The sequence below is a fragment of the Hankyongella ginsenosidimutans genome (assembly GCF_005144965.1).
Classification (GTDB): domain Bacteria; phylum Pseudomonadota; class Alphaproteobacteria; order Sphingomonadales; family Sphingomonadaceae; genus Hankyongella; species Hankyongella ginsenosidimutans.
On record NZ_CP039704.1, the window covers coordinates 2056621 to 2076897 of the forward strand.

Genomic DNA, 20277 nt, shown 5'->3' on the forward strand with positions numbered 1-20277 from the left:
TCGCCTGTGACCAGCCGTCTGGCACCCGGCCTGCTGCCTGAAGGCCTGCGGGATACCTTGCCCCCGCAGGCCCACGGGCAGATGCGCCTGATGCGCGCGATCCTCGATGTGCTCTCAAGCCACGGCTACGAACGCGTCGATCCGCCGCTGGTCGAATTCGCGGAGTCGCTGACCAGCCCCATCGTATCCGGTGCACGCTCCGATCTGTTCCGCTTCATGGACCCGAAATCGCAGCACATGCTGGCCGTGCGCGCGGACATTACCGGCCAGGTTGCGCGCATCGCCAGCACGCGGATGGCGGGCCAGGCGCGGCCGCTGCGCCTCGCCTACATGGGGCCGGTGCTGCGGCTGGCCGGCACGGCGCTGGACGCCGACCGCCAGTTCCTGCAGGTCGGCGGCGAACTGATCGGCAACGACGGTCCGGCGGCAACCGCACAGACCATCGCCGTGGCGGTGGAGGCGCTGCGCGCTGCCGGGTTGGAGCAGCTCAGCCTCGACCTGGTGATCCCTGATCTCGCGCCGACCCTGCTGCGGGCGCATGGCGTTGCCGATGCCGCGCCGGTGCTGGAAGCACTCGACGCGAAGGATGCCGGCGCGCTGGCGGGCCATCCGCTTGAAGCGCTGCTCGTCGGACTACTGGACGCAGCGGGACCGGCCGCGGCCGGGTTGGCGCGGCTGCGCGCGCTTGATCTGCCCGGCGCTGCGCGCGCACTGGTCGACGATGCGGCCACGACACTGGATCTGCTGGCGCTCGCCGATGCGGCGATCAGTCTCGATCCCGCGGATCGGCGCGGCTTTGCCTACCAGACCCGCATCGGCTTTTCCCTGTTCGCACCCGGCGTGCGCGAGGCGGCCGTGCGCGGGGTGCCTATGTCATCCGCTCGGCCACCCAGCCGGAACCGGCGGTTGGCTTCACGCTCTATTTCGACCGTATTCTGGACGCGGTGGCTGCACCGCCGCCGCTGCCGCGCGTCTATCTGCCATGGCATGCCTCAGCCGAGGCCGGCACCCGCCTGCGCGCCGAGGGCTGGGTGACGGTCGCAGCACTGGGGCTGGACGATGACCCGCATGCCGCCGCACGCGACCAGCGTTGCAGCCATATCCTTGAGTCTGACAGCATTATCGCACTCTGACTCAGAGAGTCCGCTCAAAGAAGGCCAGAATTTCCTGGCTGACCGGATCGTCTGCCGTGCCGATGTTTTGGTTGATGTCCCTGTGATTGCTGCCCTCGACGCGGTGCATTTCGGCAGGCGTGCCGGCATCATGCAGGGCAGAGGCCAGAGCTTCCGCCTGCGTGGTGGCTGTCGGACGTTGGGCGACGGCATGCAGAATGAAGGCCCCGCGTTTGGCGCGGACGTATAAGCGATAGGGGAAAGCGCTTGCTGCGTCGCGCTATCGGCCCCGAACGCCTTGACATACAGCGCGCTGGCGCGATCCCCTGGGCCGCGACTTGCCGGGGCACGTCGTACGCGGCGCCATCGAGCAGCGAGATCGCGCGGACGCTGCCCAGGGGCACCCCGGCTTTTCCAGATAACGGGTGTCAGTGGCCACCAGCGCCGCCAAGTGCGCGCCGGCCGAGTGGCCGATGAGCGCGATCCGGCCAGGGTCGATCCCCAGCGCGCTGGCGTCTGCTCGCAGTCGGGCGATTGCAGCGGCGACATCGGCCGCTTGCGTCGCAACGTCAACCTTCGGCACCAGGCGGTAATTGATGGAGGCATAACGGTAGCCATGGCCGGTGAAAAACGCGGCCTTGGCGCCGGTGCCGCTGCGCTTGTCGCCAATGGCCCAGCCGCCGCCATGGATGAAAATCACCAGCGGTCGGGCACCATCGGTGGCTCCCTTGTAATAGTCCAGCGTTTGCAGAGAGTCTTCGCCATAACGAAGTGTGCTGTCCGGAGTGGCGAGCGGGTTCTGGTCGCTGCGTTTTTGCATGCGCTCCCGGATCGTGGCGCGACAGGCGTCGGAGAGTTGGTCGGCATGCTCGGCCAGGCACGCGCGGATCGCCGTACTGTTGAGACCGACATTGGGGCAGACGCGCCGGATATCGGCAAGGCAGGGCGCCGGCTCTGCTCGGCGTGCGCGGGGAATGCGACGAACAGCAGGGCGAGCAAGGCAGCGAGGGGTTTCCGCATGGAGTAAGTCCTTGTTGAATCGGCAGCAAACAGCAAACGTTTAAAAGGGCTGGAATCTTCCGGCGCAATGCGCTTTGTGCGCTGGTTTGGTTTTCAGCGACGGCAGGAGATGGGCAGGCATGGCGAATGTGGTGGTGGTCGGCGCGCAGTGGGGCGACGAAGGCAAGGGCAAGATCGTCGACTGGCTGTCGGAGCGCGCGGATATGGTGGTGCGCTTTCAGGGCGGCCACAATGCCGGCCACACGCTGGTGATCGGCGACCAGACCTACAAGCTCTCGCTGCTGCCCTCCGGCATCGTGCGCGGCGCGCTTTCGATCATCGGCAACGGGGTTGTGCTCGACCCTGGGCGCTGCGCGACGAGATCGCCAAGCTGCGCGGGCAAGGCGTCGCCATATCCCCTGATAATTTCCAGGTCTCGGATCGCTGTACGCTGATCCTGCCGTTCCACCGCGATCTCGACGCCCTGCGCGAGGACGCGGTCGGCGACGCCAAGATCGGCACCACCCGGCGCGGGATCGGCCCAGCTTACGAAGACAAGGTCGGCCGCCGGGCGCTGCGCGTCTGCGATCTCGCCGATATCGAGGGCGCGTCAGGCCAGATCGACCGCTTGCTTGCGCACCATAATGCCCTGCGTGCCGGCTTTGGTCAGCCGCCGGTCGATCGTGAGGCGCTGATCCGCGACCTGCAGGAGATCGCGCCACTTGTCCTGCCGTTTGCAGCGCCAGTCTGGCCGACCCTCAAGGATGCGCGTCGCGAGGGCAGGCGCATCCTGTTCGAGGGCGCGCAGGGTATCCTGCTCGACGTCGACATGGGCACCTATCCGTTCGTCACCTCGTCCCAGACCATCGGCGGGCAGGCGGCTGGCGGGTCCGGCACCGGGCCGGGTGCGCTCGATTATGTGCTGGGCATCTGCAAGGCGTATACGACACGGGTCGGGGCCGGGCCGTTCCCGACCGAATTGCACGATGCAACCGGCGAGCGGATTGGCGAGCGCGGTCGCGAGTTCGGCACGGTGACCGGCCGCAAGCGCCGCTGCGGCTGGTTCGATGCGGTGCTGGTGCGCCAGGCGATCGCGGTCGGCGGCATCCAGGGCATTGCGCTGACCAAGCTCGACGTGCTGGACGGTTTCGAGATGCTGCACATCTGTACCGGCTACCGGCTGGATGGCCAGACCATCGACCTGCTGCCGGCACGCGCGGCCGACCAGGCGCGGGTCGAGCCGATCTATGAAGCGTTCGAGGGTGGAGCCAGTCGACCGCCGGCGCGCGCTCCTGGGCTGACCTGCCGGCGCAGGCGATCAAATACATCCGCCGGCTGGAAGAGCTGATCGAGTGTCCGGTGGCGCTGGTCTCGACCTCCCCGAGCGCGAGGACACCATCCTGGTGCGGGATCCGTTCGCGGGTAGTGGGTCATTTTGAAATTTTGCCGCTCACCCTGAGCTGGACGAAGGGTTGAGCGGCTCGTGGTTCGTCCAGGCTCACCACGAGCGGTTTATTCAAAATGACCCGCCACCCGTTCGCGGGGTGAGATGACAGGGCAGGCGCACTGCGCTAGAATAGGGTTCATGACTGCTGATCCCGCGTTCGCCCTGCTGACCGCCGAGGAGTTCCTCGCCATAGATTTCGGCCCGGACCGCAAGGCCGAGCTTGACCACGGCGTCATCCGCATGATGACCGGCGGCTCGGTCGCCCACGGCCGGGTGCAGGCCAACATCATGCGCGTCCTCGGCAATGCTTTGCGTGGCAGCGGCTGCCGGCCCTACGGCTCGGATACCGGGGTCTGGATCAACGAAAAGACCGTGCGTTACCCGGATGTCAGTGTCCATTGCGGGGTCGCCAACGCGCCGGAGAGCGATGGCCTGAAAGCCTTGTCTGAACCGCGCGTCGTCATCGAGGTCTTGTCGCCGACCACCAATGCCTACGATCAGGGTGCCAAGCTCGCCGATTACCAGGCCCTGCCCAGCATCGAGACCATTGCTTTCGTCGACCCGGAAAACGAGCTGGTCCGCACGGTGCAACGCCTTGGGCCGGGCTCCTGGCGCGATGATCGCTTCTCCGGCCCGCACGATCTGGCGTTGCCGGGCCTTGGGGTCGTCATCCCCACACCGAGCTGTTCGCCCGGGATTGATCGGCGCGGCCTTTACCGTGCCAGCTCCCGCCCCACAGGATAGAGAAGGTAGCGGGCATCGTAATAGGGCGTGCGCTTGTAGAACCATTCCAGCCGCGCGTCCGGGTTTTGGCGAAGTCGGGGTCAGCCGCGAGCTTCGCCTCGAACGCCGCCTTCAGCGCCGGGTCCTGTGCCAGCATCTTGTCCGCGAGCGGTGCAATGGCGTAGCCCTCGATATATTCGGTGCGCTGGAAGACTTGCGGGAAAAGCCCCAGGCCAGCAGCGACCGGACTGCCCGGCTCCAGCAGGTGGGCAGCGACCAGCCCTAGCGGCTGGTCGGACGGCACGCGCACCGACCCGGCGGGGAAGGCCTCCGTGCGCAGCTCCGGCACACCGGTCTGCGCGCCGATCTCGACATGTCCTTCGTTGATGGTGCCGGGCTTGGGCTCCGGCAGCCGCAGCATCTCGACCGTTACCGTGCGTGGGGCCGGGATCGTCTCGAACGCGACCCCTGCAGGCGCAGGCGCGCGATCACCTCAGGCTGCGTCGCGGGCACCCACCAGGCGACCGGCAGGGTGGTCGTCGTCTCCGGTGCGTCGCCATAGACCTTCTGGGTCTGGCGGATCGGCTTGCCGAGCCAGCGTACCTCCGGGCCGCCGGACGCCGCCGACGGGTAGGTCTCGTGCGCAACACCGAGGAATTCGGTCTCGTAGATCGGCGTGTCCAGCGCCTTCCAGCGCAGCGGGATGCTCGCGGGCCGCGCCGCGCGATCCGCCGCGATCGCCTGCCTGAGCGCTGCCGGGTCTGCGGCGACAGCCTTCAGCGCCGCCTCCAGCAGCACATAGGTGCCGAGTACGCGCTGCCGATAGGGCTTGAGCGAGTGGTTCTCGACCAGAACGCTGGGAATGCGCGCCAGGTCGCCCCAGCCGTTGGAGAAGCGCGCGGGCGTATAGGCGTCCACCAGGCCATCGTCCGGCTTGCGGTCGTTGGCGGCAAACACCAGGCCGCCCGGAATATGGCCCGCCTTGGCGAGCGCTGCCGTCAGCGCCGGGCGCAGCGCCCCGTCCAGCCAGCGGCCGATCGCCGGCGACTGGGCGTAGCGGCCGCCCCAACCGTTGAACCCGAAGGTGATATCGTACTGATAGTCGATGCCGTCGGTCACGTGCAGGTCGAAGTAGAGTGCTGGCTGGTACTTGCGGATCAGCCCCAGCATCGCCGCCATCTCCGGCGTGTCGACCTTCAGGTAATCGCGGTTGAGGTTCAGGTTCTGCGCCGTGGTGCGCCAGCCCTGGTTTTCCGGCCCGCGCTGGTTCGGCCGGTTGAACGCGCTCGTGCGCTCATGCCCGTCAGCGTTGAAGATCGGCACGAAGAGCAGGTCGGCCTTGTCCAGCAGGCCGGCCTTGCCGCGCAGCGCGATGTCCCGCAGCAGCATCAGCCCGGCATCCTTGCCGTCGATTTCGCCCGAATGGATGCCCGCCTGCGCCAGCACGGTCGGCCGGGGGCTGGTGCTGGGCTTGGCTGCACGCACGGCGATCAGGTCGCGCCCCTGTGCGGTCTGGCCGAAGACCTCCAGCGTCAGCAGCCCGCCCGAGGCTGCGACCAGCCGCTCGAGATAGGCGCGCGTCTCGGCGTAGTTTGGCGTCTGGCGGAAGCCGCTGGCTTCAGTGGGGGTGATCCAGGGTCGTCAGGCTTTGCGACCAGCTTTTCGCTCGCCCCGTGCCAGGGAATTGCCGGCGGCAGCGGTGCCGGTTCGGCAGCGAGCGCAGCCGTGGAGACGAATAGGGCGATGAGGGATATAATCGTGCGCATTCGGCCAGCTTAGGGCTCCCGGCGCAGGCTCGCAAGCGCCCTTCAGGAGGTCCTAGGCGGGCGGAAGCGGCCGGTCTGCAGGAAGCGGCGGACGCTGGTGATGGCTTGCGCGTCGCTGATCAGGGCGCTGTGGCTGAGCGGCATTCGCCCTTGGCACGATAACGGTGTTTGGGGCTGTGGCCACCGGATATGGGAAATAGCGCGTTGACGGACGCGCTCAACCCGGCATGGCTTGTGGCATGGCGCTAACGCGGCCCAGCGCCGCCCGCAAAGCGCGAGCCGCACCCCTGCCAAGGGGTACGGCGAGCCAGCACCCGTCAGCGCTGTAGCCGAGGCTGCGCGGCCCCAGCGCACCCGCGCCAACTACCAAGGGTTCGTTGAGCCGCAGCCTTGGCCCGATGACAGGGGCAGGCGGCGCGAGCGGGTGCTGGACGGTGACCCCGATCCGTCGCCATTTGGCGTCTGTCCTACTCCGCTCCGATTTGCTATCTGCATCTCGGTTAAGATCGCGCTTGGCTGATTGGCAGCGAGACAGTGTCTGCAAAAGTCGTCTCACGTTGATGCTGGACGTTAAGACGCAGCGTCGATACGAGTGTGCTTGGAGATGTATGAATGGAATTCGCTGATACGGGGCGTGTCATATACAAAGAGAATCCGCTCGCTGAGGTGGTATGCCAGTTGAGTTTTCCTCGTATTTTGGCAGTTGACGACCGAATTCCTGCTGAATTCCAAGATGCAATGGGCGCAGACTACCCCTTTGTTGAAACAAGGGAGGTCGTTCAGTTCGGTCTTGGCCTAGGTGTGGAGGCCTTGCCGTCAAAGCGTGTCCACTACGATTTCAAGACAGAGGATCGGCGATATAACGTGACTTTGTGCAGCGATTTTGTCGCTGTCACGACTCTAGATATGAGCGCTGGGAGATATTTTCCGGTCACATTGAGCGTGCGCTCGCCTCGTTGATGAAAAGCTATTCACTGTCGTTATTTACTCGGATCGGACTTCGATACGTAGACGTGATTTCGCGACGCAGACTTGGCCTCGAGAATGTGCGCTGGTCGGACCTTATAAAGAATTCTGCTTTAGGATCTTGTCTGAGGGTGATGTGCCCATAGAGGATGTGGTCGAACTAAGCGCCGCAACGGTTCTGAAACTGAACCAAGGGGTAAGGTTACCATCAGGACCGCCCTTGGAAAATCAGACAGAACCGGCGATGAAACGATATTTGTCGTCGATAGCGACTTCTTTCACGAAGAGCCCGTTAAAGGTGTGAACGATGCAATTGCAATATGCGAAAGATTCAACAAGTCTGCTGGCAGAGCCTTCCGTTGGATCATCGATGATCGACTGCACAATGCTCTTGGACCGCAAGCCCCAGACGCGGCAAAATGATACGCGCTTAGAGCTTACAGGCAGTTATTTGGTTTGGACGGATTTGGGCGTCGGTGATTCCCAATTTTCTGTCAGTAACGCGTGTAGAAACAAGCGTTCTTACAATTTTACTATCTCGCTGTGGATGATTTCAAATTTCCAGTTCGCAAAATAGACTCGCAAGTTAATGCGAGGTGGATATTTGATGCACTTCGGTCTAGTGACCCTATGGGGTGAATTTTGTTGCTCAGACTGTAGATGGCGTCAACTCGTTGATTGCAAAGCGGGAGTTTCGATTCCTCGACCGCGTGTTTGAGATCGTCCCGCCGTCGACTGCAAGTCGGCACGTCCTATTAGCTCTTCTAAGGGCGAGTGCTCCTGTGCGCTCAAAGCTGACCTGCTGGCAACTTTACGTAACCAAAGTCAGGGATGCGTTTGACGCTCGTGGTTTAAACAGCGCTCGCTTGCTTAGGGGTTTGCTCGACTAATATGCCGCCGTTAGAATCGGATGCTCGCCCCTTTTCGGATGTGAGCCATGTGGGCGTAGCTATACAGCGAACCGAGCATGGCTTGCATAGCGGCTTGCTTTATAAGTTGCCGAATTCAGAACCCCGGATCCTGCATTTGGCGTTCCACCATATGCTTCGAGATGAGCCGGCCGCGCTCCCCTTCCGTTGGTCCGACATGGGACTCGATGAGGACAATAAGCTAGTCTTGGCAACGCTTCTGTCCCGAATTGCAGCGACTGAGCCTGCCATAAGCTATGGTTTTGACTCGGACGGAGCTTGCTTTGACGCTGAGACAGGCGATCTGTTGCCGCTGCCAGTAGGAAAGGGTTTGACGTGCGCGACGTTTGTTCTCGCTGCTCTGAGAACCTACCGCTACCAGCTTTTAGACACTGCTTCATGGCCAGATCGGCCGGAGGACAGGAATGGGAGGAAGCGATCCTGAACCTACTCGCTCACTATGCCACCCCGGACCATGTCGAGGCAGTGCGAGCAGACGCGGGGCTAAGCGGTTACGACCGGATGAGGTGGTTGGCGCGGCCACGCTTTCGGATGATGACTGGCCTGTAGCTTTTCAGTGCGCACGAGGGTTGGCCGATCAAGTTCTAGCCGACCTGAACTAAGTTGAGGCCGGCACCTTAGCAAACTGAATGATCCTGTCGGCAATGCGCGCCGAGGCGTGAGTCGCCAGCTCGGCATCGGCAAGTCTATGAGAGACGACGACGCGATCGCTGCGTAAACTTACGGCTATCTTATGGGCTGCGCACATACGAAAACGGGCAGCCGAGGCTGCCCGCATAACCCATTACAAATATTCGGTAAATTGGTCGGGACGAGAGGATTCGAACCTGCCACCCCACACACCCAGGGTGATGCACCGTTCAGGAGGTCCTAGGCGGGCGGAAGCGGCCGGTCTGCAGGAAGCGGCGCACGTTGGTGATGGCTTGCGCGTCGCTGATCAGGGCGCTGTGGCTGAGCGGCAGGGTGAGGTGATCGTCCATGTTCGCCGCCCGGGTCTCGGCGACCTTCACCACGCCGTCGTCGTCGCCCGCGAGCAGCGGGTTGAGGCCGAGTGTGGTGCTTTGGCCGCCGGCGATCACGCCGAACTGCACCACTGCGGGCACCGGGCCGACCTGGCGGGCACGCGCGGGCGTCAGGTCGTTGGCGGACGCCGTGACCGCCGCGCGGGCCAGCGGCCCAAGCAGGCCGGCAAGCGTCGCGCCCTGGTTCGGCGTGCCGAGCATCACCACATGGCTGACCTTGACCGGGTAGCGCGCAAAGGACGGGCGGGCGAGGGCTGCCCGGGTGAGCAGGCCGCCCAGGCTGTGAGCGACGATCACCACCTGGTCGTAATCCAGCGGATCGAGCGCCAGCAGGCTCTGCTCCAGGCCGTTGGCGCTGACGAACAGGCTCTGTTCGGTCGAGGGTAGGTGTAGGTCGTGACCTCGAAGCCGTCAAACTCCAGCGCCTTGCGCATCGGCGCCAGATGGCCGGGCTGGACGCCAGCCCGTGCACCAGGATCGCCAGCCGCCGGGACGTCGGCCGCACGGCGTCCTTCCATTTCAGATAGGCAAGGGCCGTCACGCAGTCGTCCCGGCTGCCTTCGGCGCGAATCATGCCGGCACGATCGACCAGGCGGGACTGGCCGGTGTAGAAGTGGGACTGGATGCGCCAGCCGGCATAGAGCAGAGAGTCGGACCACAGCGAGGCCTGCTCGGTTGCGGCCGGTCTTGGCGGCAGGGTCAGGCTTGCGGGCGGGGTCGGCGGCGGTGGCGCTTGGGCGGCAATGGCAGCGCCGTGGGGCCGGCAGGCGGCGTGGCTGTCCTGGCGCAGGCGGCGAGCCCGGTGCACAGCGGCAGCAGCGCCGCCCGGCGGGTAAGCATCGGTTCAGGCTTTTGTCCAAATACAAAATCCTCCCCTATAGGGAGGTGTCTGTCTGAAAGACTGACGGAGGGGTGAAAAGCGCGTAATTCTCATGCATTCGCCACCCCTCCACCACCCTGAAGGGTGGTCCCCCATGCGGGGAGGAATAATCATCCGCGCACAGGTCTCTAAAGCATCTCGCCTTAAATGCGACCCAGGACTGGGACCAGGCACCGTGTCGCATTTAAGGAGAAAAGATGCTTTAGAGTCAAGATATATAGAGCAACTTTGGACTTTAAATCTGCCATGAGCATGCCACCCAGCTGTTGCAGATTTAAAGTCCGTTGCTCTAGTGCAGGCGGGTGTCGACGTCGCCGATAGCCTGCGCCGTCAGACGGTCCTGGTCGGTGCCGGGGCCGGACAGCACCGATTTCACCGCGGCAACCGCGACATCGACCACCTGCGCGCGGACTTCTGCTTCCGCGGCGCGCTCGGCAGCAGAGATCCGGCCTTCAGCGGCCGCCGTCCTGCGGGCCAGCAGGGCATCGAGATCGGCCTGCGCGGCGGCCACCATATCGGCAGCCTCCTGCCGGGCATGCGCGACGATGCGTTCGGCCTGGGTTTTGGCGTCGGCTGCGCGGGTTTCCATCTCCAGCTTCAGCAGTTCGGCCTCGCGGCGCAGGCGCTCGGCTTCGTCGAGGCTGGCGCGGATGCGCGCGATCTTGCCGTCCAGCGCCTTGTTGATGGCGGCCGGCACCTTCTGCCACAGCATGATCCCGATCAGCGCGAGCATGCCGAACGACACCCAGCCGCCGGCGTCGAGGCCGAGAAAGGCCGGGTGCGCCGCGTGCGGGGTTTGCGTGTGTGCGGTGGTCTCGGCCATGGGTTATGCCTTGTTCTGGGCGGCGGCGACGGCGGCGGCGATGGCGCCCTCGTCCGCGCCGGTCTGGCCGAGCCGGGCGATGATCGCCGAGGCCGTTTGCCGGGCTGCGTCGCTCAGGTCCTGAAGCGCTGTTGTGCGGGCGGCAGCGATACGGGTCTCCGCCTCGTCCAGTTTCGCATCCATCGCTTCGTCCAGCGCTTTCAGGCGCTTGGCGGCGGCCTCGGCAGCCTTGGACTTTCCTCGGCCAGCAGCGCCTGCGCGGCGCGGCGCGCCGCGGTCAGACGCTCGGTTTCCTCGGCTGTCGCCGCCTGCGCCGCAGCGCGCGCGGCTTCGGCCGCGCTCAGGTCGCCGGCGATCCGGGCGGCGCGGTCATCCACCAGCTTGCCGACCTTCGGCAGCATCGCGCGGGCGATGCCGAAGTACAGCAGGCCGAAAGTGATTGCCATCCAGAAGAACTGGGAGGCGTAGGTCGCAAGAAACTGATCGAGCTGAGGCATGATGTGCGATCCGATACGGTCGAACGGGCGCCGCGACGGGGATCGCCGCGGCGCTGCATCCGCAGGCTTACAGGACCAGCAGGATCGCGATCACGAACGCCAGCAGGCCGAGCAGTTCGGCCGCGGCAAAGCCGATCATGAGGCGCGGGAACTGGCTGTCGGCGGCGGCCGGGTTGCGCAGCGCGCCGTTCAGGAAGGCGGCGAACACGTTGCCCACGCCGAGTGCGGCGAGACCTGCGCCGATGGCGGCAAAACCAGCGCCCAGCAACTTTGCGGCTTCAGCTTCCATTGTCTTCTCCTTGGGTCCTAATGCTTGTGATGTTGAGGGTGGTCGTTGTTGTCCGTTTGCCGTCTTGTCAACTGCAAACAGGGTGAAGGGGTGCATCAGTGCAGGTTTACCGCGTCGTTGAGGTAAACCGACGTCAGCAGCGCGAACACATAGGCCTGGATGGCGCAAACCAGCATCTCCAGTGCGGAAATGCCGACCAGCAGCGCCAGCGGCAGCACGCCGCCCGCCGCCAGCAGCGCATTGCCGGACGAGCCCATGTCCACCACGAAGCCGCCCAGAACCTTCACCAGGATGTGCCCGGCCGTCATGGCGACGAACAGCCGCAGCGCCAACGAGAACGGACGGATCATGAACGAGACCATCTCGACCGGCACGATCAGCGGCATCATCCACCAGGGTACGCCGTGCGGCACGAACAGGCTGAAGAAATGCAGGCCATGGCGCGCAAAACCGACAGCCAGCACGGTGCCGAACGCGATGACCGCGAGAAAGGCGGTGACAGACAGGTGGCTGGTGACGGTGAAGGCATGGCCGCCGGGGATCAGCCCGAGCGGCAGCAGGCCAAGCAGGTTGGCGAACAGGATGAACATGAACAGCGAGAAGATCAGCGGCACGAATTTCTTGCCTTCGGCACCTACGGTCTGATGCAGGGTGCCGAGGACGAACTCGTATACGGATTCAACCGCCGCCTGCCAGCGGCCGGGCACCAGCTTGGCCCCGGACATGCCGCCGAGCATGAAAATCCAGATGCTGACGAGCGTCACCACCATGAACAGCGTCGAATTGGTGAACGACACATCGAAATTGCCAAGATTAAGGGCGATTATCGGCTCAATTTCGAACTGCTGCAGCGGACTGGCCACCGGTCAACTCCACATCTTTTCACCATCGGGCTGGCAGCGCCTTAGCAGCGCTTAGGCCCGAATGTCATTCGTCTTTCGTCGCGTCCGATGCTTTCGCCACGCGATTGGCGTTTTCAGCATCGACCGGAACGCGCCTGCCACACCCAGAGCGAGCATGACCAGCATGAGTACCGGCACCGTGCCGAACCATTGGTCCAGCAACCAGCCGACCAGCGCACCACCCACCACGCCGGCCAGCAGCTCGGTGACGATGCGCATGCCCTGGCCGTAGGAAGCGCCGGCATCGGGCTTAGGCGGCGGCGCAATCTTCGCCTTGGCTGCCTCCAATTGCTCGGAGAGCGCCTTCAGCCGCGCCGCGTCATCCTCTTGCCCCGCCATTGCCCGCTTCTCCCGCGCCAGCGCCGAACCCAGGCTGTCTAACCCATAGATCGGTCGTGTTGGCGCGAAAACAAGCCCGCCAAAGCTGGCGCCTCCTCTAGAAGGCGGCCACCGGCGCGTCAAGCAAGCCGTTGCAGTGCAGCAGGTCATTTTGAAATCCCGCTCGTGGTGAGCTTGACGAACACGAGCCGCTCACCCTTCGTCAAGCTCAGGGTGAGCGGTTGGCTTTCAAAACGGCAGATTAGTGCTGCAGTGCAGCAAGCTATTCGGCGGCGAGCAGCATTTCCGCCCTGCGAAGGTTGACGGAGACGAGCTGGCTGACGCCGCGTTCCGCCATGGTGACGCCATACAGGCGGTCCATGCGGCTCATGGTTACGGCATTGTGGGTGACGATCAGGAAACGCGTGCCAGTGCGTTCGGCGATGTCGTGCAGCAAGTCGCAATAGCGGTCGACGTTGGCATCGTCGAGCGGTGCGTCGACCTCGTCGAGCACGCAGACCGGCGTCGGGTTGGTCAGGAACACGGCGAAGATCAGCGCACACGCCGTCAGCGCCTGCTCGCCGCCCGACAGCAGCGACAGCGCCTGCAGCTTCTTGCCCGGCGGCGAGGCCATGATCTCCAGCCCGGCGCTCAGCGGATCGTCCGAATCGATCAGGCTGAGGTGCGCTGTCCCGCCGCCGAACAGCCGGGTGAACAGCGCAGTGAAATGGCCGTTTACCGCCGCGAACGCTTCCAGCAGCCGCTGCCGGCCCTCCCGGTTCAGCGCGCCGATCGATCCGCGCAGTTTGGCGATCGCGGTTTCCAGCTCCGCCATCTCGGCGCGTGTCGCATCGAGCGCTGTGCTTTGCTCCGCGAGTTCGATATCGGCGCGCAGGTTCACGCCCCGAGCCGCTCGCGATCGGCTTTCTGGCGTTCCAGGCGCGATTCCAGAGCCGCAAGGTCGGTGGCGAGCGCGGCCTCCGCGACAAACCCAGCCTGGTCCGGCAGCAGCGGGCCGGGGCAGCGGTAGGCGTCGCCGATGCCGCGGTTGATCTCGGAGAGCCGGGTCTGCGCTGCGTCCGCGGCGGCCTCCGCACGGGCGCGGTCTTCGCGCGCCTGCGCCTGCGCCTCGGTTGCGCCGCGTGCTTCGGCATCCGCACTGCGCAGGGCTGCTTCGGCATCGGCGAGCGCCGTCGCCGCGGCGGCGCGGCCCTGCTCGGCGACCGCAATCTGCCCCGCAAGAGACTCGCGCTGCTGCGTAATTTCTGCCGGGCGCGCTGCAAGGGCGGCGTGCTCCGCCGCAAGGGTAGCGTCTCTGCCCTGAAGCTCGGCGACCTGGCGGGCGGTATCTTCGGCGCGCTGCATCCAGGATGCGGCTTCCCGGCTGATCGCCTCGCGCCGCGCCTCGTCGACGGCGATTTGCCGCGCCAACGCATCGAGCGTCGCGCGCGCCGCCGAGAGCTCCTGCCGGCGTCGTTCGACCAGACGCCGCTGGTCCGCGAGCTGCTGCGCCAATTGCTCGACGTCTGCAAGGCCGGCGATATCGCCAGAGGCTGCGGCGCGCTCGGCCTCGGCGCGGTCCATATCGGCATCGAGCTGCGCCAGGGTTGCGGTCAAGCTGTCATGGCGGGACAGGCGCTGCTGGGCGGCGATGCGCTCGGCCTCCAGCGTGCGGCGCAGGCGGTCGCAGGCGGCGTCGCCGTCGCGGCGCTCCTGACGGGCAATCCGCTCGGCCAGTTGCGCCGCCTCGACCGCACCGTTTGCAGCCTCCTGACGCCCGCGCGCATCCTGCAGCACCTGGGCGAGCGTGCGCGTTGCTCCGGCTTCGTGACGGTCGAGCTTCTGCTGCGCCGTTGCGATCCGGTCGGCGCAAGTCGCTGTCACGGCGGCACAGCGCTGCCGGGCCGCCACGATCGCCGTTTCCAGTTCGGCAAGGCGGTTGCGCTGCCGCAGCCGCTCGCCTGCATCGGCCTTGGCCGGGCTGTCCGCCGTGAAACCGTCCCAGCGCCAGAGGCGTCCCGCCGTGTCCACCAGCCGCTGGCCGGGCAGCAGGGTCGGCGCGGCCATGCCTTCCGGGAGCAGGCCGGTCATGGCAAGCCGTGCCGCCAGGCCTGCGGGCCTGGACGACGCTTGAGAGGGCGCACATCCCGCTGGGAGCGGCGGCAGCGACTGAAGCGGCGGCGCATCGGCGGGCCAGCGCCTGGGGCCTTCGCCGCCGACGTCCGCCTCCAGATCGTCGCCGAGCGCGGCGGCAAGCGCTAGTTCGTAACCCGGCGTCACCACGATGCGGTCGATGGCCGGCTGCGCGCCGGTCTGCGCGTGCGCCAGCAGGCGGAAAGGGCGCCGTGTTCGGCCTCCAGCGCGGTCAGGTCGGCCGCGGCGTCGCGTGTGAGGGCGGCAGCGTCCGCGCGTACCTGCTCCAGAGCGCGGGCCAGAACCTCGCGATCCATCCCGAGCGACTGGCGCAGCGCGGTTTCCGCCTCTGCGAGCGTGCGGCGCAGGTCTTCCCGCGCCGTCTCGGCGGCCGTGCGGGTGTCCTCTGCCTCGATCTGGCGGTCGGCTGCCGTTGCCGCCTCGGCCAGCGCCTGCGCCAGCGCGCGCTCCAGCGCCTGCAAATCGGCGTGCGGCGCGGCGGCAAGTGCGGCAAGGTCCGTCCGGGCGCGCGCGATATCCCGGCCAGCGCCGTCAACCGCTGTTCAGCGCTTGCTTGGCGTTGCTCGGCCGCGCGCTTGCGCGCCTGGGCGTCGGCATTGCGGGCGGTAAGGGCATCGAAGCCCTGCTCGGCCGCACGCACGGCCGTTTCCGCAGCGGCGACGGCAGCAACCGTCGCATCGTGCTGACGCTGGGTCTGCTGCAGGCGGGCCTCAAGGGTCGTTGCTTCCTCGGCCAGCCGCGCCTGCGCTGCCGCGCTGTCGGCACGCAGCGAGTCCTCGCGCTGGCGGTCGCGGGCAAGGTCGGCGCGCTGGCGCTCGAGGTCGGCCAAGCGTCCGGCCAGTCGCTGTCGTTCGTCATCCAGCGCATCGGCCGCGCGCAGCAGGCGCTGAAGCTGGGCGGCGGCCTCGGCTTCGCGCCGGCGCAGTGCGGGCAGCGCGGCGGCCATCTCCGCCTGGCGGGCGCTCGCGCCGGCGGCGGCGCGCGCGGTTTCCTGCACTTTTGCCTGCGCGACCTCAAGGGTTCCCCGGGTGCTCGCCAGCTGGTCGGCGGCGTCGCGCCAGCGCCGGAACGCCAGCATCGCCTCGCTCGTGCCGATCTCCCGCGACAGCGCACGGTAACGCTCGGCCTGGCGCGCCTGCCGGCCGAGCGTCGCGATCTGCTGCTCCATCTGCCCGGTCACGTCGGTCAGGCGGGTGAGGTTGGCGTCTGCAGCCTGGAGGCGCTGTTCCGCTTCCTTGCGCCGGCCATGCAGTCCGGCGATGCCGGCGGCTTCCTCGAGAATCGCCCGGCGGTCGGAGGGCTTTGCGGTGACGATGCTTCCAATCCGCCCCTGACTGACCAGCGCAGCAGACTGCGCGCCGGAGGCGGCGTCCGCGAACAGCAGTTGCACGTCCTTCTGGCGGACTTCCTTGCCATTGATGCGGTAGCTGGAGCCGAGGTCGCGCTCGATCCGGCGGCTCACCTCCAGTTCGTCGCTGCCATTGAAGGCGGCAGGTGCCTGGCGGCTGCGATTGTCGATCAGCAGGGCAACATCGGCGAAGGCGCGCGCTGGCCGAACCGCGGTGCCGGCGAAGATCACGTCTTCCATTCCGGCACCGCGCAGCGACCGGGCGCTGGCCTCCCCATCACCCAGCGCAGCGCCTCCAGCAGGTTGGATTTGCCGCAGCCGTTGGGGCCGACGACGCCAGTCAGCCCAGGCTCGATCAGCAGCTCGGTCGGATCGACAAAGGATTTGAAGCCCGTCAGCCGCAGTCGCGTGAAGCGCACGCTCATCCCTTCCGCGGCAAGACGGGCGCCGGGATCACTTCGTCAGGTCAAGCAGCTTCGCCTTCAGGGCCGGCCAGGTCGGTTGACCGTCGAAGGACTCGCCGTTGATGACGAAGGAGGGCGTGCCGTTGATCTTGTAGGTCTCGAACGCAACCTTGCGGATGTCGTTCAGGGTGTTGAGATCGTCCTTTTCGCCAGGCACTGGTCGATGCGCGATTTGGGGATCCCGACCTGCTTCAGCCAGGTGTCGAGGCCGCCCATCTGGGTGAGGACCGCAAGCTGTTGGTCTTGTGGCGTCGTCTCAAGTTGTTTTGTTGTTCAGGCGAAATGGACTGGAAGCCCTTCACCCAGTCCGCCTGGCGGGTGAACACGATGTCGGCGACAGGGAAAAGCGCTTGGGGCCTTCGCAACGCACGATGAGCGACATTGCGGCATCCGGGCCATTGAGCACGATGTTGCGGAACTCATAGCTCAGCTTGCCGCTGGCGATGAACTCGCTCTTCAGCTCGGCTGCGGCGTTTTGTGGAAATCCGCGCAGTGCGGGCAGGTGAACGAAGCGAATTCCACCAGCTTGATCGGCGCATTCGGGTTGCCCATGATGAAGCCGCCGTCTTTCGTCTTGCTGACGGTGCCGGGCCAGTTCGCGCCTTTGGTTGCGCCAGCGCCGCTTGCTGCGGTGGTCGCCGGGGCCGCGCTGTTCGCCGCTTCCGACTTCTGGCCGCAGCCGGCGACCAGCAAGGCGGCGGCGAGCGTTGCGAGTCCGGCGTGGCGACGCAGGGCGCGGCGGGCGGGAACCGATAGAACGTTCAACATATAGAAGCCTCTTGGCTGAACCCTTCTAGGGGTAGTGGTTGAGTGTGTCACGCCTTGGCGGCTCTGCCAAGAGTAGCGTGGGAAATATCCCCAGTTTCGTGCGGATTGTCCGTTAGCACGGCTTGTCCAAGCCGCGCCATCGCCTGGCGCAGATTGGTGTTGCCGATGCCGGACAGGGCGTGCTGAAGATGCGCCATCGTGCGGGCATCGAGCGGTGGCGGCGCGGCCGGGCGCGGCATGGGCTGCGGGACGGGACCCTGGCGGATCGCCAGCCGCGCGACTGCGGGGTAGCCGAAGAAGCCATTGACCCGCTCAACGATCTGCGGCTCGACGTGGCGCAGATGCAGCCCGACCGGCCCGTCGACGGTCACAGTCAACGTGCCGCCGTTGCGCTTGCCGGGAGGGAAGCTGAGTTTGGCCGGCAGGGTCGACTGCGCGAAGGTCGGCCCGACGATCTCGGTCCAGCGATTGACGATCTCGACCTTGAGGAAGCCATATTGCCGCAGCGCCCTGCGCTGCTGCGCCGGCAGAAGTTCCGAGATCGCGCGCACGCCACGCCGGCGTGGAGAGGGCTGGTCGCTCATGGGGCGTCTATGCCATAGCGCGGAGCCAATGCCCAACCCCTTGCGCTTGACGAACATCGCCGACGACCTGCTCGCCTGGTATGACGGCCATGCGCGCACGCTGCCCTGGCGCGCGCCGCCCGGTACGCTACCTGCTGACCCGTATCGCGTCTGGCTGTCCGAAGTGATGCTGCAGCAGACGACCGTCGCGGCCGTCGCGCCGCGCTACGCGCGCTTTCTCGCCCGCTGGCCGACCGTTGCCGATCTTGCCGCGGCACACGATGCCGATGTGATGCAGGAGTGGGCGGGGCTTGGCTATTATGCCCGCGCGCGCAATCTGCACGCCTGCGCCAAAGCCGTCGTTGCGGACCATGGCGGCGCGTTTCCGCGCACCGAATCGGCGCTGCGGGCGCTGCCGGGGTTGGGGCATATACGGCGGCGGCGATTGCCGCGATCGCCTTTGGCGCGCGTGCCGTGGTCGTGGACGGCAATGTCGAGCGGGTGATTGCCCGGCTGGCGTGCCTGCCGGACCCGGTTGCCGAATCGAAGCCGCGAATCCGCGAGCTGGCGGACGGCTTGACCCCGGATGCACGATGCGGCGACTACGCGCAGGCGATGATGGACCTCGGCGCGACCATCTGCACGCCGCGCAACCCGCAATGCCTGTTGTGCCCGATCCGCTCGGCCTGTGCGGCGCATCGGGCTGGCCAGCCGGAGGCGTATCCGGTCAAGCGCGCGCGGGCCGCCAAACCGCGACGCTACGGGGCAGTCTACTGGCTGGAGCAGGGGGCAGCGTCTTGCTGATCCGGCGGCCACCGAACGGTCTGCTGGGCGGCTTGCTGGCGTTTCCCACCAGCGATTGGGGCCGACCCTATGCAGCACCCCACTGCTGGTGTACCCTGTCAGGCGGACTGGGCGCTCAGCGAGTCGCACGTGCAGCACGCTTTCACGCATTTTCATCTCGAGCTGAAGGTGTTGGCCGCTAGACTCGCCTATCGACCGCCCTTTGCGGCAGCCGTCTGGTGGCGGCTCGACGACCTTGCCTCGGCCGGGCTGCCGACGGTGATGCGCAAGGCGGCGGCGCTTGCGGGGCGGATGCGGCCCTTGTGAATTGGGCTTGGAAGAGGAGTGAACACATGGATCGTCGGCAATTTTGGCGACCGGAGTAGGGCTCGCGGCGTTGGCTGCGGCGACGCCGGCGCTGGCCATTTCAAAGCGGCGGATCTCCGAACTGGAGGTGGAGGCGAAGGAAGCCATGGTCCGCTTCCGCAACGTCGAGCCGAATATCGATAATTATCTTGCTGCCGCTTACGCTTACGCCATTTTCCCTTCGATAAAGAAGGGCGGGCTGGTGTTCGGCGCGGCCGGCGGGCGCGGCCTCGTGTACCGCGAGGGCAAGTTGATCGGGACCACCAAAGCCAGCCAGGTTACGTTCGGGGCGCAGATCGGCGGCCAGTCCTTCGGGCAGCTCCTGCTGTTCCGGGACGAGCCGGCCTTCGAACTGTTCAAGCTCGGCAAGTCGAACTTCGGGGCCGCTGCGTCCGCCGTCGCGGCAAGCGAAGGCACCGCGACGACCAGCGATTACGTCCGCGGCGTGCGCGTCCTCACGGTCGCCGGCAACGGACTCATGGCGGAAGCTGCAATCGGCAGCCTCAAATATACTTACAGCCCACTGGGTGAATAAAAAGGAGCCTCGGATCATGCGGATCATACGAACAGCGGCCTCGCTCGCCATTTTGCTCGCGGTTGCCGCCTGCAACACGGTTCAGGGCGTTGGCGAGGACATCTCGTCCGTGGGCAAAAAGGCGAAGAGGTTTTGAAGGACGCGCAGAAGTAAAGTCCTGTGTTTCCCTGCAGTGCGTCACCTTAATGCCGCAGTGCAGCAAAAGCATGGCGCCTAGGCTTGCAGGCTTTGTGCCGAAGCAAAATTGCGGTAGTTTAACGCAATGTCACCGCAATGGATTCAAAGCTTTGGGCGGTCACGCACCGATAGGGGCGACGTGGGCGACCTTGGCCAGCGCGGTGCAGCGCTTGCGGACATGGCGCGCGCCGGCCTGCCGGTGCCGCCCGGCTTCACCCTGACGACGGCTTTCGCGGAGCATGCGCTCGCCAACGGCCTGCGCGTTCCGCCTGGCCTCGAGGCGCAGCTCGATGCGGCGCTGGCGCAGGTCGAGCTGGAGCGCGGTACCCGGCTGAGCGATCCGGTCCGGCCGCTGGGGCTCGCCGTTCGCCCGAGCCTCACGCATCCCGCGCCTGTCGGCATCTTCGCGATGCTGAACCTGGGGTTTCGCCGCGCCTTGCACTTTC

At 66.0% G+C, this 20277-nt stretch carries 22 protein-coding genes and 4 pseudogenes; 7 read left to right on the forward strand and 19 right to left on the reverse strand.

Annotated elements, in window-relative coordinates:
• Positions 1-6: 6 nt before the first annotated feature.
• Positions 7-1035 (forward strand): ATP phosphoribosyltransferase regulatory subunit, encoded by a 1029-nt coding sequence (locus E6W36_RS12065; RefSeq protein WP_222872733.1) that lies wholly within the window; start codon positions 7-9, stop codon positions 1033-1035.
• A 24-nt stretch (positions 1036-1059) separates the two neighbouring features.
• Positions 1060-1362, forward strand: a complete 303-nt coding sequence (locus tag E6W36_RS12070; protein WP_222872734.1) for a hypothetical protein — start codon at positions 1060-1062, stop codon at positions 1360-1362.
• Between the two features lie 30 nt (positions 1363-1392).
• Here E6W36_RS12070 and E6W36_RS12075 read toward each other — a convergent pair whose 3' ends face one another.
• Positions 1393-2088, reverse strand: a complete 696-nt coding sequence (locus E6W36_RS12075) for an alpha/beta fold hydrolase (protein ID WP_342776883.1) — start codon at positions 2086-2088, stop codon at positions 1393-1395.
• A 163-nt stretch (positions 2089-2251) separates the two neighbouring features.
• On the opposite strand from E6W36_RS12075, the pseudogene E6W36_RS12080 reads away from it, so the two are divergent.
• Both E6W36_RS12080 and E6W36_RS12085 read left to right on the forward strand, forming a co-directional pair.
• Positions 2252-3550, forward strand: a pseudogene (locus E6W36_RS12080) (adenylosuccinate synthase).
• Between the two features lie 146 nt (positions 3551-3696).
• A complete protein-coding gene (locus E6W36_RS12085; RefSeq protein WP_246047648.1) occupies positions 3697-4302 on the forward strand; it encodes a Uma2 family endonuclease in 606 nt (201 codons plus the stop codon).
• On the opposite strand, the gene E6W36_RS19190 is transcribed toward E6W36_RS12085, so the two are convergent.
• Both E6W36_RS19190 and E6W36_RS19195 read right to left on the reverse strand, forming a co-directional pair.
• Entirely contained in the window at positions 4226-4702 is a 477-nt protein-coding gene (locus E6W36_RS19190; protein WP_246047650.1) for a hypothetical protein, read from the reverse strand. The genes E6W36_RS12085 and E6W36_RS19190 overlap by 77 nt on opposite strands.
• Positions 4703-4710: 8 nt before the next feature.
• A complete protein-coding gene (locus E6W36_RS19195) occupies positions 4711-5913 on the reverse strand; it encodes a M14 family metallopeptidase (protein ID WP_342776884.1) in 1203 nt (400 codons plus the stop codon).
• A 746-nt stretch (positions 5914-6659) separates the two neighbouring features.
• Between E6W36_RS19195 and E6W36_RS12095 the strand changes: the two are divergent.
• Positions 6660-7159: pseudogene (locus E6W36_RS12095) on the forward strand (TIGR04255 family protein).
• A gap of 1643 nt (positions 7160-8802) precedes the next feature.
• Here the strand turns inward: E6W36_RS12095 and E6W36_RS12105 are convergent.
• The 15 genes and pseudogenes from E6W36_RS12105 to E6W36_RS12165 form a co-directional block, all read right to left on the reverse strand.
• Complete coding sequence (locus E6W36_RS12105; RefSeq protein WP_222872737.1) at positions 8803-9264, reverse strand: esterase/lipase family protein; 462 nt, start codon at positions 9262-9264, stop codon at positions 8803-8805.
• Positions 9258-9482: a hypothetical protein gene (locus E6W36_RS12110; protein WP_222872738.1), complete on the reverse strand. Its 225-nt coding sequence runs from the start codon at positions 9480-9482 to the stop codon at positions 9258-9260. The genes E6W36_RS12105 and E6W36_RS12110 overlap by 7 nt, the downstream gene beginning before the upstream one ends.
• A gap of 181 nt (positions 9483-9663) precedes the next feature.
• Positions 9664-9804 carry a hypothetical protein gene (locus E6W36_RS12115; RefSeq protein ID WP_222872739.1) on the reverse strand — a complete coding sequence of 47 codons (141 nt, stop codon included), beginning with the start codon at positions 9802-9804 and terminating at the stop codon, positions 9664-9666.
• A 329-nt stretch (positions 9805-10133) separates the two neighbouring features.
• A complete protein-coding gene (locus E6W36_RS12120; protein WP_222872740.1) occupies positions 10134-10667 on the reverse strand; it encodes a F0F1 ATP synthase subunit B family protein in 534 nt (177 codons plus the stop codon).
• A 3-nt stretch (positions 10668-10670) separates the two neighbouring features.
• Positions 10671-10850 (reverse strand): hypothetical protein, encoded by a 180-nt coding sequence (locus E6W36_RS12125; RefSeq protein WP_222872741.1) that lies wholly within the window; start codon positions 10848-10850, stop codon positions 10671-10673.
• A gap of 17 nt (positions 10851-10867) precedes the next feature.
• Positions 10868-11164 (reverse strand): F0F1 ATP synthase subunit B family protein, encoded by a 297-nt coding sequence (locus tag E6W36_RS12130; RefSeq protein ID WP_222872742.1) that lies wholly within the window; start codon positions 11162-11164, stop codon positions 10868-10870.
• Positions 11165-11231: 67 nt separating this feature from the next.
• Positions 11232-11453, reverse strand: a complete 222-nt coding sequence (locus tag E6W36_RS12135) for a F0F1 ATP synthase subunit C (RefSeq protein ID WP_222872743.1) — start codon at positions 11451-11453, stop codon at positions 11232-11234.
• Between the two features lie 95 nt (positions 11454-11548).
• On the reverse strand, positions 11549-12316 hold the full coding sequence (locus tag E6W36_RS12140; RefSeq protein ID WP_246047652.1) for a F0F1 ATP synthase subunit A: 768 nt from the start codon (positions 12314-12316) through the stop codon (positions 11549-11551).
• A 51-nt stretch (positions 12317-12367) separates the two neighbouring features.
• On the reverse strand, positions 12368-12694 hold the full coding sequence (locus E6W36_RS12145; protein WP_222872744.1) for an AtpZ/AtpI family protein: 327 nt from the start codon (positions 12692-12694) through the stop codon (positions 12368-12370).
• 262 nt (positions 12695-12956) lie between these two features.
• Positions 12957-13951, reverse strand: a pseudogene (locus tag E6W36_RS23525) (chromosome segregation protein); the annotation flags it as partial.
• A gap of 1087 nt (positions 13952-15038) precedes the next feature.
• Positions 15039-16406, reverse strand: coding sequence for a coiled-coil domain-containing protein (locus E6W36_RS19210; protein WP_246047660.1), 1368 nt, complete (start codon positions 16404-16406; stop codon positions 15039-15041).
• Complete coding sequence (locus E6W36_RS19215) at positions 16403-16600, reverse strand: AAA family ATPase (RefSeq protein ID WP_246047661.1); 198 nt, start codon at positions 16598-16600, stop codon at positions 16403-16405. Before E6W36_RS19215 ends, E6W36_RS19210 begins: the two co-directional genes overlap by 4 nt.
• 28 nt (positions 16601-16628) lie before the next feature.
• Positions 16629-16796: a DsbA family protein gene (locus E6W36_RS12155; protein ID WP_222872745.1), complete on the reverse strand. Its 168-nt coding sequence runs from the start codon at positions 16794-16796 to the stop codon at positions 16629-16631.
• Between the two features lie 299 nt (positions 16797-17095).
• A complete protein-coding gene (locus E6W36_RS12160) occupies positions 17096-17407 on the reverse strand; it encodes a thioredoxin domain-containing protein (RefSeq protein WP_222872746.1) in 312 nt (103 codons plus the stop codon).
• Positions 17408-17454: 47 nt separating this feature from the next.
• Positions 17455-17991, reverse strand: a complete 537-nt coding sequence (locus tag E6W36_RS12165; RefSeq protein ID WP_222872747.1) for a DUF721 domain-containing protein — start codon at positions 17989-17991, stop codon at positions 17455-17457.
• Between the two features lie 28 nt (positions 17992-18019).
• On the opposite strand from E6W36_RS12165, the pseudogene mutY reads away from it, so the two are divergent.
• Together mutY and E6W36_RS12175 are read left to right on the forward strand one after the other, a co-directional pair.
• A pseudogene (mutY, locus tag E6W36_RS12170) lies at positions 18020-19080 on the forward strand (A/G-specific adenine glycosylase).
• A 70-nt stretch (positions 19081-19150) separates the two neighbouring features.
• The gene (locus tag E6W36_RS12175) at positions 19151-19654 is read left to right on the forward strand and encodes a lipid-binding SYLF domain-containing protein (protein ID WP_222872748.1); all 504 of its coding nucleotides are present in this window, start codon (positions 19151-19153) and stop codon (positions 19652-19654) included.
• Between the two features lie 295 nt (positions 19655-19949).
• Here the strand turns inward: E6W36_RS12175 and E6W36_RS19225 are convergent, their stop codons facing one another.
• On the reverse strand, positions 19950-20216 hold the full coding sequence (locus E6W36_RS19225; RefSeq protein WP_246047685.1) for a hypothetical protein: 267 nt from the start codon (positions 20214-20216) through the stop codon (positions 19950-19952).
• Positions 20217-20277 lie beyond the last annotated feature (61 nt).